Genomic DNA, 17,614 nt, shown 5'->3' with positions numbered 1-17,614 from the left:
GTTGTCGATATTCAAGTTTATTCCAAGTTTTTAATTATCTTTAGATTTACTTCCTCTGCAATTGCGATTTCTGGCTCAAAATCCAAGATGTTTTTCTTTGAGATTAGCTTATCAAGTGGATCATAAGATGAAATAAATTGCATGCCTGTATTAACAATAATATGACATCTTGTTTGTTGTTTTTTTATTCCAATAATATTCACATCATTGTTAGAATGAGGCATAATAAAATTTGTAGATTCCATTATATTTCGTACTGATGTAATATCAGTTGATTCTCCATACAGATAAAGAGAGCATTTTTCAATATCGGAAATATCAATCCTGTTGGTCATTGAGGCTATGGTATCAATAAATGCCTCACCCAAATTGCATTTCGTATTTAGGTTGGTACTAATCATATTGAGGTCACTCGGGAAACACTTGTTAATAGATTCGATAATGATGTCTGATACTGCCTGATTTATAGTTTCATAATATTCCTTAATTTGTACTTCAATCTCATTCCGCTGAATGGCACTATTATCTATTACAACTAGGTTTTTAATAGATTTAGCTAGCAATTTAAGGGATACTCCACTTCTAAACAACCTGAGTTTCTCAAAGGAGAAAGGCAAGATCACAAAGCAAACTACTTGGTTTATGCCATGGTTTTTTAATGATTTGCCTAAAATGGGAAGTATTGCAGATCCAAAACTTGAAGCTAAATTGCCAATAATGATTATAGATTTTTTGTTTTGAATGTATTCTAAAAGTTTGTCCTCAAACTCTAAAAAGACCTTTCTAATCATATGAGGGCTTGGATTTAAGATATTTTCTACATCTACCTTAATAGTATGACCAGAATATTCATCTATCAATCCATTTCTTTTTATAAATAAATAGTCTGAATTTACTTTTCCATCAAGAATTTTTACGATATTTTCCCCAGCCTCACCTATTGCAATGATAATGGAATTTGATTTTTTTGATAAATTCAATGGTCATTAACAAATTCTATTTGAAAGATAAAAGTGTTGTGAGCAGTATTTGTTCATTTTACAATTTCCAAGGGAATTGCTTGCAATGTGTGGTTTGAATGAGAAACAACCTTTACAATTACTCTAGATCCAAGATAAGGATTCGAGGATAATACTTTATTTTTACTGTAAACGTTGGATTTGTTTATATGACTATTTGACGATATTCTAATTCCCTCTTGATTCTTGGAACTGGGCAAAGGTTTCATGAAAATGAAATTTGGATCATCCTTAAAAGATATAGACTTGTAATAGTCATTTCTGCCCTTCATTATTCCATTCTCTAAATCATTGATCAATACCTCGCCTTTCCAACCCACCCATTTGGAATTGTTTTCTTTGGCTATTTGCTTTATGATTTGATGTATTTTCTCTGATCTAGTGGAAATAATTTCGTCGCTTACCTTAGGCATATTTGCAGCCAAAGTTCCTGGGCGAGGACTAAACTTTGATGAATTTACTATATCTGGTTTCATATGTAGAATTGCAGCTAGAGTTTCTTCAAAATCCTCTTCTGTTTCAGTAGGAAATCCTGTTATAATGTCAGTAGCTATTGTAATATTCGGGACTGCACTTTTCAGTCTTTCAACCATGTTTAATAGAGGTTCTATCGATCGACCTCGCTTCATTTTTTTTAATATTTTTTTACTCCCACTTTGAATAGGAATATGAATGAACTTGTATAACTTTTGACTAGATCCATATATTTCTTCGATCCCTTTGTACATATTCCCTAAATACATTGGATTCATCATCCCTAATCTTATCTTAAAATATTTGTCAATCATTTCACAACTCTTTAGTAAATTCAGAATGTTGGTTCCTAAATCAAATCCATAGCAACCATTATCAGTGGAAGTGAGCCATATCTCCTTACTTCCGTTGTCTATATCATACTTTACCTGATTGACGATATCTCCAATCCTGAAACTTTTCAATGTGCCCTTAGCAAGTTTAGTTTGACAGAAAGTACAATCACTCAAACAGCCAGTTGATATTTGAATAATGCTAATTATTGGATTAATCTTGAGTTTAGGCAAATTTATCTTGTTGTACGCTTCCGCAGACAGTCTTTTTAACCGGATACCGTTTAAGGCAGACTTCGCAATTTCCGTTACTGACTCTAAAGAATTTGGTCCCATAAGACACGCTTTTGGACTTAATGTTGAAACCATACTTTCATCGGCAGCAGGTAGGCAGCCTGCAATTATTAAAGGCTTATTTAAATTTGATAGATGCTTGATTCTTTCACTCATCTTATGTTCAGTCGGCATTTTGACAGAGCATGTTACAATAAGATTGAAATCAGCAGTTTCGGGACTATCTGCAAGAGTAAAACCGTCATTTTGCAATTTTCCTGCGATCATTTCCATATCAGAAAAACTGGCCGAACATCCGTAACCCTCAATCCAGAAATTGGATTGTACTGTGTCGAATGGTTTTACAAGAGACCTTTTTAAAACATTGGGATTCCTCTGTATGGTTGAATTTTCCCAATTCTTCCTATCCTTTTGAATTATCTTCACTTTATCTATCAAATCTGGTTTTAAAGAAAATGGGTGGGAATTCGGTTGCATTACTCTATCTGTGTATTTAGTATTTCATTATATAGATTTAAGTTAACTATTTGATCAGATATGAAATTAGATTCATTTATAATATTCCATTTAAGGTTATATTACTCAACCTTCAAAATGGTTTGACTTCAAATTGAACCAGCGATTCATGTATAATGTATATCAAATACTTTTGATCGCTTATCTCACAGGATTTTTGTGGCTTCGTCGGAATCCATTATCACTTGTTTTTACTGCTATTTCGCCTTTTTCGATACTCTTTATACTTTTCGTGGTAAGTAATGGACAATATGTTCAATTCGCCGTGGCGGGCAGCCTAGTGATGGCTCTTGTTGGATATGGCCTCGCACTCGGCCAGGATATTTCTTTGTACAAGATTGAATATAAAATGCAGGACATTTTCGTGGCCTCTCCCGTATCCTCTGTTACTTATATGCTTGGATTAGCTTTATCGGAGCTTTTGTATGGTTTACCCGCATTAATGGTCTTGATAGTACTTGCACTTTATTTTTCTACTTCACTTGCATTTCTTCCATTACTCCTTATCAACGTGGTGCTAATTTGGGGTACTATGTCCTCAATTGGATTTTTTTTGTCTTCTCATATGATTCACATGAGGAATGCAACACAATTGATATCTTTTGTAAATGTAGTAATAGCGGTAGTTCCACCTGTTTTTTATTCAATTGATAGGCTACCAGAAAGTCTACAACTATTGTCCTATGTGGTTCCAACAACTCATGCCTCATTATTGCTTCAATATTCCATGGGTTTTCCAGTCCCTCAGGGATGGTCAATATCACTAGGCCTCGCTGTTCAAGGTTTGTATTTCATATTCTTCTTGATTATAGCGAAGAAAAAAGCACTTTGGCGAGAGAAGTGATTATAAGGAAAAAATTTTGTATTACGATCGGGGTATTTTTTCAAAAACATTTCTGGTTGCTTCGATAAGTTTCTTTGGATCATCTGTATCATTCGCATTTGAGTAAGCACCCATCTTACCAGGAAGAAAAAAGATTTCATATTTTGACATCAATGCAAAATTGTATGCGAATAATTGTTCCTTATCAGACAACGAAACATCCAGAGCGCTATTAATACTCTGAACTTTGTCATTTAAGAAGTGCACCATAAAAAGTGATCCCATTCCAGTAACTTCTGCCTGTATATTACATTCTTCAAACACTTTGGTTAGCTCATTTCTTGTAATTTTTCCTAATTCGTTTATTTTGGTATATACAGAGGGATTTTTCTTCAGTTTTTTTAGTGTGTTGTAGCCGGCATTCATAGTCATCGGATTTGCTGAAAAAGTGCCACCGCCTATCGAACAGTAGGTTGTCTTATTACCGTCGACGGTAGAATCTGCTAGTTTCATAATATCTTTCCTTCCGCACACTGCTCCAATGGGCATACCACCACCTATTATTTTGCCTAATGTAAATAAGTCGGGATCTAATTTGTACCTGTCCATCGCCCCTCCATAAGAGAATCTGAATCCTGTTACTATTTCGTCTAGGATGAGTAAACTGTCATTCTTTTGTGCAAACTCTTGCAATCCTTCTAAATAACCTTCTTTAGGTACTATGCAACCTGCTCCCCCAAGTATTGGCTCGACGATTATTGCTGCCAAATCATCCTTAATAGAGTCTAAAACTTTGAGTGACCTTTCTAAATCATTGAATTGGAGTGATTCGACGAAATGCCCTTCATCTTCAATTAATCCTAGTCCTTCATCTGCTTCATAGGGATAATTAACTGATTGTAACAAGTTTGTGTTAAAGCCATGCCATCCTCCCTCTATTTTAGCAATAACTCTTTTACCTGTTGCTGATCTTGCCAGTCTAATCGCATACATTGTTGCCTCAGAACCTGTACTACAGAATCTAATGTTTTCAGCTTTAGGAATAGCTTTGTTTATTTCCTCTCCCAATTTGAGACTCAATTTATTAGCAGTTCCATAAAGAGTTCCTTTTTTCAATTGTTTAGTCATCTTTTTTACTATTTTGCGCGGGGAGTGACCAAGTATTAGGGCCCAATGTCCGTTCCAAAAATCTAAATATTTATTTCCATCCACGTCATACAAGTATTTCCCCTTTGATTTTTGAGTGAAAAATGGATAAGGTTTATAATATCGGATATTGTGGTTGATTCCACCTGGAAAGATTTCCCTTGATCTAAAGTATAAATTCATGGATTCAAAAGTTTTACCTTTGTATAACTCTAAGTAATCGTTAGACTTCATATCAACTAAGAGTCAATTTACAGAATCTTTTATTTGTTTATGATTAATATATTATCATATCGCTTGTCTAAAGAGCGAATTTTAATTCAAGTGTTTGATATATCTCCGGATTTTTAAGGTGTACTAAAAAAACAAGATTTATATTAATAATTTAGAGACTGTAAATAGAACGCATCCAAGACAAAAGGCGGCGTCGGTAATGAAGTTGGCAAGTGCCACAATGTGATTTACAGACCTCCAGATGCGCTCTTGACAATATCACGATAATAAAAAGGGAGATCCGATCAACACACCAGTGCTGACCTGGTAGATTGGATCTGACATTGGAATGATCAGATAGATGATAACGAAAAAATAGAAAAGCAGTATAATACTACAAAATACAAAATACAAAACGTTGCTTATTACAAGAAGTAATATTACAACAAGAAATGCTAACAATATTCTAAAAAATATACATGTATGTATATGTGAAGGATCAAAAGAACATGCAGAGCCATATATGATTGCATTAAAGATGTTCAGTAGAGTAACAGGTTGTTATTTTATTGTCATTATGTAGTCAGTCATTGCTGTGTTGGTGTTTTATCTTTGTTCTTTGTTATGTAATATCTTGTTATTCTTGCAAACTTGTTGTATTTGTATATATATGTATATTACTATAGTATATTGATTGACTAGTTTTCGATCGTACTCTTTTCTCTTTGTAGTAATAAATAAAAACTACAAAGAAAGAAACTCAATAAATGTTCCAACTTTTTTTCTTTTATTTTTTCTGATTCTTTATTTATTAAAATAAATAAATGAACAGAAGGAACAAAAGAGGAAAGGTCATGGGATACTAAAAGCTACTAGATGTTCTGGTGTGTTTGTTTACATGTATTGTATAAAATATACATTGCATACATACACATACATATACCATACTATATAGCTATTAGGAAAATATGGAGAGGAATTCAACCGACATATACAATTCAAATTAATATTTTGAATTTGACTCCGGTTGATCCTGCCGGACCCGACTGCTATCAGAGTGGGACTAAGCCATGCGAGTCGACATAGCAATATGTGGCATACGGCTCAGTAACACGTAGTCAACATGCCCAGGGGACGTGGATAACCTCGGGAAACTGAGGATAAACCGCGATAGGTCATCACTTCTGGAATGGGTAATGACTTAAACCTATATGGCCCCTGGATTGGACTGCGGCCGATCAGGCTGTTGGTGAGGTAATGGCCCACCAAACCTGTAACCGGTACGGGCTCTGAGAGGAGGAGCCCGGAGATGGGCACTGAGACAAGGGCCCAGGCCCTATGGGGCGCAGCAGGCGCGAAACCTCTGCAATAGGCGAAAGCTTGACAGGGTTACTCTGAGTGATTTCCGTTAAGGAGATCTTTTGGCACCTCTAAAAATGGTGCAGAATAAGGGGTGGGCAAGTCTGGTGTCAGCCGCCGCGGTAATACCAGCACCCCGAGTGGTCGGGACGTTTATTGGGCCTAAAGCATCCGTAGCCGGTTCTACAAGTCTTCCGTTAAATCCACCTGCTTAACAGATGGGCTGCGGAAGATACTATAGAGCTAGGAGGCGGGAGAGGCAAGCGGTACTCGATGGGTAGGGGTAAAATCCGTTGATCCATTGAAGACCACCAGTGGCGAAGGCGGCTTGCCAGAACGCGCTCGACGGTGAGGGATGAAAGCTGGGGGAGCAAACCGGATTAGATACCCGGGTAGTCCCAGCTGTAAACGATGCAGACTCGGTGATGAATTGGCTTATTGCTAATTCAGTGCCGCAGGGAAGCCGTTAAGTTTGCCGCCTGGGGAGTACGGTCGCAAGACTGAAACTTAAAGGAATTGGCGGGGGAGCACCACAAGGGGTGAAGCCTGCGGTTCAATTGGAGTCAACGCCGGAAATCTTACCGGGGGCGACAGCAGAGTGAAGGTCAAGCTGAAGACTTTACCAGACAAGCTGAGAGGAGGTGCATGGCCGTCGCCAGCTCGTGCCGTGAGGTGTCCTGTTAAGTCAGGTAACGAGCGAGATCCCTGCCTCTAGTTGCTACCATTATTCTCAGGAGTAGTGGAGCTAATTAGAGGGACCGCCGTCGCTGAGACGGAGGAAGGTGGGGGCTACGGCAGGTCAGTATGCCCCGAAACCCTCGGGCCACACGCGGGCTGCAATGGTAAGGACAATGAGTTTCGATTCCGAAAGGAGGAGGCAATCTCTAAACCTTACCACAGTTATGATTGAGGGCTGAAACTCGCCCTCATGAATATGGAATCCCTAGTAACCGCGTGTCACTATCGCGCGGTGAATACGTCCCTGCTCCTTGCACACACCGCCCGTCGCTTCATCGAAGTTGGTTCTTGGCGAGGTGGTGCCTAATTGGTACTATCGAACCTGGGGTCAGCAACGAGGGAGAAGTCGTAACAAGGTGGCCGTAGGGGAACCTGCGGCCGGATCACCTCCTTAGTAAATAAAACACATATTGTAGCAGGCTAGTGGGTAAGGTAAGCAAGAGAAAAGAAAAGAAATTTTGTTTTGTTTTGTTTACCTTGCCTGCGAGACTATACAATATTTCTTTTTATACTAAATTTAAGATCATTTAAAAAACAATAAAAAAATCCAATTCCAATAATTGTTTCATTCAAACGATAACGATTCGAAGATTTGAAATTAGTTCAATCAAAGAATAATAATAATATACACATGTATTGTAAATATATACATACAAATACACAAACAACAAGATTGTAAGAATAATACTATATGATATCATATAACAAAATAACAAAATATCCACAGAACGCAGATTGGTTGGATTATTCAGAACAAAATGAATGGCAATAATCCATCTATCTATCTACCGTACTACCAATTTACCTATTGACATCTGTGCACAAAATTCATATGTATGGCGGTTCCAATCCAAAATCCAAAATCCAAAATCCAAAAAAATATTGAGAATTATATACAAATAGCGCAAACTTGGCTATAAAGTAAGTAATAGCAAATACTATATTATGTATTATTACATATCATCTATCTGGTCAACTAAATCCAAATAAATAATCAGCAGATAAAAAGAAAAAAAAGAACAACCCGATAAAATCACCGGATGCAATTCTTTGTCTCCTGTCGAAAACGTGAGGAGTATAAAAGACTGACAAAGAATGAAGTTGATGTAGTAAACTGTGTTTACGATGATCATCGTGTATAGGAAAACTCCAATTAAATAGAATAACCGAATATATGATTGAATGTTTATTTAATGTTGTCCAACAAATCTATTCGCGTAATAACAATTATGCAGTTGAATGGTTTTTTTGATAATATTTTAATAGATATGCTGTGTTATATGACTGGTTGTAGTGTAAACAGCAATAGAAATGTCACAGCGAGTATATTATAGAACTAATCAATAACTATCTATACCTAATATGATTGACTTTTCTACCACAAGTGGAACTAAATCATTAGACAAGATAAAAAAAGACTAGATTAAAAAAATAAAAAAATTGTAACTGGACTGGTGCAAAGACGCCGATTGGTGGATGACTCGGCTTGATAAGCGAAGAAGGACGTGGCAAGCTGCGATAAGCCTGGGTTAGGTGCATGCGACCGACGACCCCGGGATTTCCGAATGAGGTCTCTCTATATACTCCCTTGCTTTTAGCTTGGGAGAGCGAACCGTCCGAAGTGAAGCATCTGAGTAGGACGAGGAAGAGAAATCAATTGAGATTCCGTTAGTAGCGGCGAGCGAAAGCGGATCAGCCCAAACTGAATCTGTTATGGTAACATGATAGAGATGTGGTGTTACGGGTATAACGTATAGGATCCTATAATTGAAGCTAAAGTGTACTGGAAAGTACCGGAATAGAGGGTGATACCCCCGTAGGCGAACGAAAGTGGGATTCTGTTATATTCAGAGTAGCTGGCCTTGGCAGTGGCCAGTGAAGGTGGGTGAAAGTAGCATCCAAGGCTAAATATTCATCAAGACCGATAGAATACTAGTACCGTGAGGGAAAGTTGAAAAGTACCCCGGAAGGGGGGTTAAAAGCGCCTGAAACCAATCGGTTACAGACGTGTATGGCTCGAAAGGAATTCTAGAGTCATACGTTCCGTCTAGAAACACGGGCCAGGGAGATTGCTGTCATGGCAAGCTTAACCTTTAACAGAGGGAAGGCGAAGGGAAACCGAATTTGCGCATTTTTTCTTTTGAAAAAAGAGGCAATGGATCTGAAAGGGTCTTTAGTCATGGCAGTAAGGCTAGAAACCGGACGATCTAGTCCTGGATAAGACGAAGGTGAGCGAAAGCTCGCTGGAGGTCTGCAAGGGTCCTGACGTGCAAATCGGTCCCCTGATCTGGGATTAGGGGTCAAAAACCAATCTAGTCCGGTGATCGCTAGTTCCTACCGAAGTGGATCGCAGTCCTGCCTTAGTTGAGATTGCTTGTACTGTAGAGCACCGATCGGGCGGTAAGGGCTCGAAAGAGCTCGCCATCCATTCGAACTCCGAATGTTCAAGCGTCGTAGAAACTAGGAGGCGGGTTTATGTGGGGTAAGCCTCATAACCGAGAGGGGGACAACCCAGACTAAAGTTAAGGTCCCCAAATGTCTACTAAGTGTCAAACCAAAGGGTGTTTTCGAGCAAAGACAGCAGGAAGGTAGGCTCAGAAGCAGCCACCCTTCAAAGAGTGCGTAACAGCTCACCTGCCGAGCTCGAAAGCCCCGAAAATGTACGGGGCTCAAGTAGACTACCGATACTTTAGACCACCGACGATGTCGGTGCGTGGTAGGTAGGCGTAGTGTTTGGGTAGAAGCTGGGCTGTAAAGTCCAGTGGACCGAACTACTAGTGCAGATCCTGGTGGTAGTAACAGCAAAGCCGGGTGAGAATCTCGGCGACCGCATGGGCAAGGGTTTCCCGGCAATGCGTCATCAGCCGGGAGTTAGCCGGTCCTAAAAACAACCTCAACAGAATTGTTTGAATGGGAAACTGGTTAATATTCCAGTGCCTTGAAAGTTCGTTATACCTTTTCTGTTGCTTCCGGATAGGGTGAGCAGAACCGTCGTTCTGTCTAAGTATTCGAGTCTTAAGGAGTGCCGTAATGGCGAGAATTAGGGCGAGATGCAAATGGCCTTTCGCAAGAAGGGTTTGCTTGATTCCAGGAGACAATGAAAGCAGAAATAGGAAGATACTTTCAAGACCGTACCGAGATCCGACACTGGTGCCCTGGATGAGAAGTCTAAGGTCTATCGGGTATACCGTATGGCAAGGGAACTCGGCAAAATAGCTCCGTACCTATGGTATAAGGAGTGCCTGCAGTTTTTACGAGGAGTAGGGACTGCAGGTCGCAGTGACTAGGGGGTCCCGACTGTTTAATAAAAACACAGGTGGTCGCTAGTCCGAAAGGATGTGTATGGCCTCTGTATCCTGGCCAGTGGCGGTACCTAAAACCTGGGTTCAACCGGGCTAAGGGCCGCTAAACGCCGGGAGTAACTCTGACTCTCTTAAGGTAGCCAAATGCCTTGTCGGGTAAGTTCCGACGTGCATGAATGGAACAACGAGGGCCCCGCTGTCCCTGCCTACAACCCGGTGAAGCCACATAACGGGGACGAACAGTCCCCGAACCTCTGTCGGGGAGAGAAGACCCTGTGGAGCTTTACTGCAGCCTGTTGTTGCGATATGGTTGCAAATGCAGAGAGTAGCTGGGAGCCGTTATGGTCAGTTCTCCGGGACTGATCTAGGCAATAGTGTAACACCAGCCATTTGTTACCGTATCGCTAACCTGTAAATCAGGGACATCGGCAGGTGGGCAGTTCGGCTGGGGCGGCACCCCCTTGAAAATGTATCGAGGGGGCCCAAAGATTGGCTCAGGCGGGACAGAACTCCGCCGGTGAGGGCAAAGCCAAAAGCCAGTCTGACTGGATTCCCAATGATACGGGATTCAGAGGCGAAAGCCGGGCTTAGCGATCCATCATGTCCTCACTATTGGGGGCTGGTGGTGACAGAAAAGTTACCCTAGGGATAACAGGCTCGTCGCGGGCGAGAGCTCCCATCGACCCCGCGGTTTGGTACCTCGATGTCGGCTCTTCCCATCCTGGTTCTGCAGCAGGAGCCAAGGGTGGGGCTGCTCGCCCATTAAAGGGGAACGTGAGCTGGGTTTAGACCGTCGTGAGACAGGTCGGTCTCTGCCTGACAGGGGCGTGGTTGTCTGAGGGGAAGTTGCCCCTAGTACGAGAGGAACAGGGCAGCGCAGCCTCTGGTTTATCAGTTGTCCGACAGGGCAAGCTGAGCAGCTAAGCTGTTTAGGATAACTCCTGAAAGCATCTAAGGAGGAAGCCTTTCCCGAGAAAAGACAACCTTCCGTAAGGAGAAGGGCGGCCATAGAAGATGGCGTTGATGGAATGGAGGTGTAATTATCAAGCCTTCGGGCGAGGTATTCAGCCTGCCATCACCAATAGCCCAACGCACCTGATTCGAAAAATTGTGCTTCGCTGTGTACGTTTTGGTTGGGTTTCACTATGACCTAGATATAGAGACCTTATTGTTAATAAGTCTCGGGAAGTATAACAAGCATAACCTATTAAGAAATATTCAAATGACTTTTCAATTGATATATTGTGCGTAAAGAAGATGATTTATGTTGGGACAATATTTTGATAATATCTATAACCTTTGCTATTTAATTGGGGTTTTACCTTTATTTTGATAGTATTTCTGAAATTAAGAATTTGAAATTTTGATAATTTGGTGTAATCTCTTGTTATTTCAATGAGATTATCCTAACGTAAACATCTAAATAACATTACATAATAGAAAGTTGGTTATATTGAAGAGTATTTGTATATCCCATAAAGAAGATGTTGATGGGATTGTATCAGCTGCATTGTTGCAAAATGGATTGAAGATTAAGAACATTTTCTTGGTTGATTATCCGAATCTACTTAATGTCTTGGACTTTGTTATATCTATATGTGCTAGAAATAGGGATTTTACTAGGGTCTTTATTTGCGATTTAGGTTTGAATAAAAAAAATGAGAATTTGTTTGTGGAAAAACTAAGTGTTCTAAAATCAAGAGACATTGATATTATTTATATCGATCATCATTATTTAGAACCAGAAATTAAACAGAGGATTATATCACTTGGTATCAAGTTAGTTCATGATATTGAAGAATGTACTTCTGTCCAGATTTATTACTTATTAAGAAAACGTTTGCGGAGATCGTTCTCTTTTTTTGCCGCTGCGGCAGCACTAACCGATTATATGGATGGGAAAATGAAAGCTAAACAACTTGTAAAGAAGTATGATAGAACATTCTTAATGTTGGAGTCTTGTTATCTTTCATATGTAATATCTTCTTCACAAAGAAATATAGAATTTCTGAAGCTTATATCTCGAAAAATTTCAACAGGCATGATGCCACATGATATAAAAAATAGTTGCAAGTTAGTGAAGGATTTTTCTTCAAAAATTGCAAATGCAATTTCTGCGATTGAGCAAAAGTCAATTCATATGAAAAATATTTCATACTATCAACATGATTTAGACCTACCTTCCAGCATGATAGTCAACTTTGTTTTAGGTTTGTCTAATAAGAAGGTAGGTATAGCTTATAAACTGAAATCCAATATGAATTCATATATTTTGTCAATTAGAGGATCTAAAGAATGCAGCACTCATTTAGGTAAATTGGTAAACGAGCTATCTGTTGAATTCGATGGTAGTGGGGGTGGACATGATAAAGCTTGTGGAGCTTTGATACCTCAGACCAGATTTACCGAATTCCTTAGTAAGTTGAATGAATCAATACAGTGAGTTTAACCTTAAAAAACTATTAAGCAGAATATTCTAAATAATTTATATTCAAATGACGAAGATAGGCGAATTTTATAGGAGAGTTCATGGTCAATTGATTGAAAGACCTACTAATTTTAGCTGGGTAATTCCTGAGAAATTAGCAGGAAGTGGGTTACCATCATCTGTTGATCAGCTAACTTGGATAGCAGCTAAAGGTATAAGAACGGTTATTACCATTAGGGAAATTCCATTGCCTGACATTTGGGTTAAAAAAGTAACTTCACAGTTTGATATGTTCGAGAATTACTTTCTCAAAACTGATGATTATGATGCTCCAACAATACAAGAAATTACAAAAGTAGTAGACTATATTGATAAAAAAATAAAATCCAACTTACCTGTTCTCGTTCACTGTGCGGCTGGTAAAGGTAGGACTGGCACAATTTTGGCTGCATACTTAATTAACAAAGAGAGGTTGACTCCTGAAGCAGCAGTTAAGAAATTGAGGCTTATGAGACCGGGATCAGTTCAGTCCGAAAGACAAGAATTAGCAATAAATTACTATTACAAAAACCTCAAGAGTTCTTGATTATTGAACCTTATCATGCAATACTTAAATTGGCATAGTGGGTTTGATTCAGTATGACTCTTTTCCTTGAAATGTATCAATATATTCAAAATAGAGTTCAATGGAATCACTCTTTTACCTTATTTATGGGAGTGATTTTTGTATTTTTCCCTATATTATTGAGCATGGATTCTAATTCAGTTTCTGGTGTGGTGTATAGTGTCACCAATAGTTCTGTAATAGGAAATTTAAATGATAAAGTAAATCCTCTCTCGGATTCTGTATCAAACTCGTCCTCAGATTACACGAATTCCTTGCCTGACTTATTTTCCAAAGTGGAAAAATCAGTAGTCCAAATTACTGAACCTGGTACAGCTCAAAACGGACAACCAAATCCCTCTAGACTTGGGTCTGGATTTGTTTATGACAAGTTAGGACATATAGTTACGAATTTTCATGTAGTCGATGGTGCAAAAAATAACAAAGCTTACATCACATTCTTAGACGGAGTCTCGTATGAGGGGGATATAATAGGTACTGATCCTTATTCTGATTTGGCGGTAATTAAGTTAATAGATGTGGATCAAAATGTAAGTTCAAAACTTGTTCCTGTAGAACTGGGAAATTCATCTCAATTGAGAATTGGTGAAAAGGTTGTTGCAGTGGGAAATCCATTTGGTTTATCTGGTTCACTTTCTGAAGGAATAATAAGTGGATTGGGTAGATTGATGCCCGCTGGAGATTCAGGGGAGGCACCCACAAATCCATTTGATAGTGGATCTCCTCAACCCCCGAAACCATCATTTTCGATTCCAGATATTATTCAAACTGATGCAGCAATTAATCCTGGAAACTCTGGTGGACCACTTATAGATATGAAAGGTAAATTGATAGGAATTAATACTGCTATATTTTCCAATACTGGTGTATACTCCGGAATTGGCTTTGCGATACCTTCTAATTTTTTGGCAAAAATTGTACCCGAATTAATTAAAGTTGGTCATTTTGAGCATCCTTATATTGGAGTGAATGGGTTCGATGTAACTCCAGAAATTGCCAAGATGATGAATTTGAGAGAGGCAGTGGGTTTCTTAGTAGTCAATGTAACGGAAGGAAGCCCAGCGGAAAAATCTGGAATATTAGGAGGGAATGAAACTATTCTTCTTAATGGAACGCCACTCAGAATAGGTGGCGACATAATTACAAGAATAGATGACAAATCTGTAAGAAAAGTGGATGACATTCTCTCATATCTTGAAAATTACAAGACTATCGGAGATAAAGTCAATTTGACAATACTTAGGGGCGAAGACCTTGAAAAAAAGGAAATTTCGATGGTACTTACATCCCGTCCATCCCCAGAGAGTAGTGTTGTTTATCCTACCTTGGGTGTATTGGGTTTGGACGTGACACCTGAAATAGCTAGTTTCCTTAATCTTTCAAGAGCGGATGGATTTCTTATTACAAGTATAATAGAAAATAGTTCTGCTGCCGATGCAAAATTGAAAGGTGGCTACACAGTTAGTGATGTTAATGGTACGTTATTGGAACTAGGTGGTGATGTGATTATAAGACTAGATAACGTTAATGTCAAGTCCCAGCAAGATATAAAGGATTATTTAAAAACTAAGAAGGTGGGGGATTCAATTATTGTTACTGTTTTAAGAGATGGAGCATATAAAACTGTTGCTGTTACTTTAAAACCTACTGATTACGACACCATGAGATTACAAGAATTTGGAAATCCACAGAGTGGCCAAATACAATCACCAAGGGAATTAATTGAAAAATTCTTACAATCTTGTTCACAAATCTTACCCAAAGAGGTATGTGAATCTATGGTGATAATCAGATGAAACCAAAAATTTTATCATATATAAATGGGTGGATATAAGTGGTTTGAGTATATGAGGTCAAAAAATGAAATCGAATTTAACGAATTTTGTAATAAAGTAATTAACTTAGATCCTTCAATTAGGTTTGCCGGAATTGCAAATGAGGATGGAGCTCTGGAATCGATTGCTGAAAGAAAAGATTTGGTCCCATTGCTCACGCCTGAGGAGAGAGCCCAATATGCCATTACGGCTGCCACTCGTCAGTACACTCGACTGCGTTGGGAGTTTATGTTAGGAAAAATACAATACGCAAGTTCAAAATATGAACGACTTATTCGAGCAACCATTCCGATTACTGATGAAAATAGTACATTGTCATATGTTTTACTTTTATCCTTTGATCCTGAAATTACAAACTTTCATCAGATAATAACTCAAAAGATTATACCGTTTATTAATGAAAATAAGACCAAGTTATCTTTACTTCATAGGTGAGTGGAGCAAGCTGATTTAGTAATTTTTTTGTTGAGATATTGCAAGAATATTTAACCTAACTTTTATTAATTTTCAATTTGAATGCAGCCATTAGAATGAAAAGTTTAGACTTATATATGATAGATTTCCCTATTTGGAATTTTATTACCACTTAATTTATTTTGCTTATGCGATAAGAAAAGGTAAAATAACTTGATTACATGATTTGAAAATTAAATATTGATCGTTAAATACAATTAGACTAGAAGTATGCCCTTTGAAAGTTTAAGTGAATTTGTTGAAAAACTAGATAAAATTGGTGAATTAAAGCGAGTTTCAGTAGAAGTCTCTGCCGAATTGGAAATTGCAGAAATTATGAGACGTATGATGTATTCACGCAATAGTCCTGCTATACTTTTTGAAAATGTAAAAGGATATTCTATTCCTGTTTTAGGTAATGCTTTCGGATCTATGAAGCGGCTACAAATTGGATTAGAAATGGATGATTTTTCTGAAATTGGTAACAGGATTGTTGATCTTACAAGGATGAAAATTCCATCAGGGATGCTCAACAGGTTGAAAATGCTTCCAAAACTTTCGGAAATCGGGGATTTTGGGCCAAAAATTGTAGATAGTGGTCCTGTAACTGAAGTACAAGACACTAATAATCCTTCATTAAGTGATTTTCCAATTCTGAAATCTTTTGAAAAAGATGCTGGAAGATTTATCACTTTTGGAATGACTATTACCAAACATCCTGAAACCGGTATTAGGAATATTGGAGTCTACAGAATCCAGATTCTTAATGATAAGCAGGCTATTATGCATTGGCAAATTCATAAAAGAGGGGCTCAGCATTTCCAAATATCAAAGGATACTGACAAGCCGACTGAAGTCGCTATAGTTATTGGGTCAGACCCTTCTACTATTTTCAGCAGCATTGCTCCTGTACCCGAAGGCATGGACAAATTCCTTTTCTCAGGAATATCTAGGAAGAAAGGAATAAAGTTAGTCAAATGCAGGACAGTTGATATCGAAGTACCTTCGAATGCTGAAATCGTCTTCGAAGGCATAGTCGACCCTAACAAGCTAGTGCTCGAAGGTCCATTCGGTGATCATACTGGTTATTATACTCCTCCAGACTATTTTCCCCTTTTTACTCTTACAGGAATAATGCGTAGGAAAAATCCAATATATCTAACTACTGTCGTCGGTAAACCCATACTCGAAGATGCGTACTTTGGTAAAGTAATTGAAAGATCCTTTTTGCCATTGATTCAAATGTTTCAACCAGAAGTAATGGATTTTTCCATGCCGGCGGCGGGTTGGTTTCAAGGACTTGGTATCATTTCCATCAAAAAACGATACCCCGGACAAGCAAAGAAAGTAATGATGGGGCTATGGGGATTAGGTCAACTGGCTCTAACTAAGATGTTTATAGTAGTTGATAATGATGTTGATGTTCACAGTATGGATGAAGTAATTTGGGCAGTTACTACTAGAGCGGATCCTAAGAGAGATACTATGATCATAGATTATATGCCCACTGATACTCTAGATCCCTCATCTCCACTTGTGAATTTAGGATCGAAATTAGGTATTGATGCTACAACTAAATGGAAAGAAGAAGGTTACCAAAGAGATATACAAGAGTTAGTAAAGGTAGATGAATCTACCAAACAATTGGTTGACAATAAATGGAAATTGTATGGTTTAAACCTGGAAAATTTAAGTAATTTAAACAATAATTTATGAATGTAAAATTTGAAAACAGTAATTGATCGTGAAGTTATTGATTTCGATTTTTTTTATGTTTCCAATGAGTTAAATTATGACATGGATGCTTAACGAAATCTTGATATTTTATTTTGATTATTTAGCATAATGCTTTTTTTGGGAATCATTTATCAGTTGCAATTCTCTAAACTACACGATATCTTGTTTACAGATCAAAAGTAGAAATTGGTAGCCTCGGGCAACCAATAGAAAATCAATTTGGTTGTTCGTAATTTTTACTTGATTTTTATTAATATTATTTTTAATTATATATTTGATGAAACTAAGTTTTTTAAACTGATCTTTAATATATTAGCACT

9 protein-coding genes and 2 rRNA genes are annotated in these 17,614 nt (G+C 38.2%); 8 read left to right on the top strand and 3 right to left on the bottom strand.

From position 1 onward, the window contains the following. Positions 1 to 17: 17 nt before the first annotated feature. Positions 18 to 980, bottom strand: coding sequence for a hypothetical protein (locus tag F1Z66_RS05310; RefSeq protein WP_149862569.1), 963 nt, complete (start codon positions 978 to 980; stop codon positions 18 to 20). Between the two features lie 53 nt (positions 981 to 1,033). Further along, entirely contained in the window at positions 1,034 to 2,596 is a 1,563-nt protein-coding gene (locus tag F1Z66_RS05305) for a tRNA (N(6)-L-threonylcarbamoyladenosine(37)-C(2))-methylthiotransferase (protein ID WP_149862568.1), read from the bottom strand. 172 nt (positions 2,597 to 2,768) lie between these two features. Here F1Z66_RS05305 and F1Z66_RS05300 point away from each other — a divergent pair, with 172 nt between their 5' ends. Next, positions 2,769 to 3,479, top strand: a complete 711-nt coding sequence (locus tag F1Z66_RS05300; protein ID WP_195907486.1) for an ABC transporter permease — start codon at positions 2,769 to 2,771, stop codon at positions 3,477 to 3,479. A gap of 21 nt (positions 3,480 to 3,500) precedes the next feature. Here the strand turns inward: F1Z66_RS05300 and F1Z66_RS05295 are convergent, their stop codons facing one another. After that, positions 3,501 to 4,838, bottom strand: coding sequence for an aspartate aminotransferase family protein (locus F1Z66_RS05295; protein ID WP_149862566.1), 1,338 nt, complete (start codon positions 4,836 to 4,838; stop codon positions 3,501 to 3,503). Positions 4,839 to 5,837: 999 nt separating this feature from the next. Between F1Z66_RS05295 and F1Z66_RS05290 the strand changes: the two genes are divergently transcribed. From F1Z66_RS05290 to F1Z66_RS05260, 7 genes are all read left to right on the top strand, one after another. Next, positions 5,838 to 7,306, top strand: a 16S ribosomal RNA gene (locus tag F1Z66_RS05290). Between the two features lie 1,056 nt (positions 7,307 to 8,362). Then, a 23S ribosomal RNA gene (locus F1Z66_RS05285) occupies positions 8,363 to 11,317 on the top strand. Together the 16S and 23S rRNA genes form the textbook arrangement of a ribosomal RNA operon. A gap of 352 nt (positions 11,318 to 11,669) precedes the next feature. After that, complete coding sequence (locus F1Z66_RS05280) at positions 11,670 to 12,659, top strand: DHH family phosphoesterase (protein WP_149862565.1); 990 nt, start codon at positions 11,670 to 11,672, stop codon at positions 12,657 to 12,659. A gap of 52 nt (positions 12,660 to 12,711) precedes the next feature. After that, complete coding sequence (locus F1Z66_RS05275; protein WP_149862564.1) at positions 12,712 to 13,230, top strand: phosphatase domain-containing protein; 519 nt, start codon at positions 12,712 to 12,714, stop codon at positions 13,228 to 13,230. A gap of 53 nt (positions 13,231 to 13,283) precedes the next feature. Further along, the gene (locus tag F1Z66_RS05270; protein WP_159357646.1) at positions 13,284 to 15,065 is read left to right on the top strand and encodes a trypsin-like peptidase domain-containing protein; all 1,782 of its coding nucleotides are present in this window, start codon (positions 13,284 to 13,286) and stop codon (positions 15,063 to 15,065) included. Positions 15,066 to 15,116: 51 nt separating this feature from the next. Continuing rightward, the gene (locus F1Z66_RS05265; protein WP_149862562.1) at positions 15,117 to 15,539 is read left to right on the top strand and encodes a hypothetical protein; all 423 of its coding nucleotides are present in this window, start codon (positions 15,117 to 15,119) and stop codon (positions 15,537 to 15,539) included. A gap of 249 nt (positions 15,540 to 15,788) precedes the next feature. After that, on the top strand, positions 15,789 to 17,273 hold the full coding sequence (locus tag F1Z66_RS05260; RefSeq protein ID WP_149862561.1) for a menaquinone biosynthesis decarboxylase: 1,485 nt from the start codon (positions 15,789 to 15,791) through the stop codon (positions 17,271 to 17,273). Positions 17,274 to 17,614: the final 341 nt, after the last annotated feature.

This window comes from Candidatus Nitrosocosmicus agrestis (genome assembly GCF_008389435.1).
GTDB lineage: Archaea > Thermoproteota > Nitrososphaeria > Nitrososphaerales > Nitrososphaeraceae > Nitrosocosmicus > Nitrosocosmicus agrestis.
This window is presented reverse-complemented; position numbering and strand designations above follow the sequence as displayed.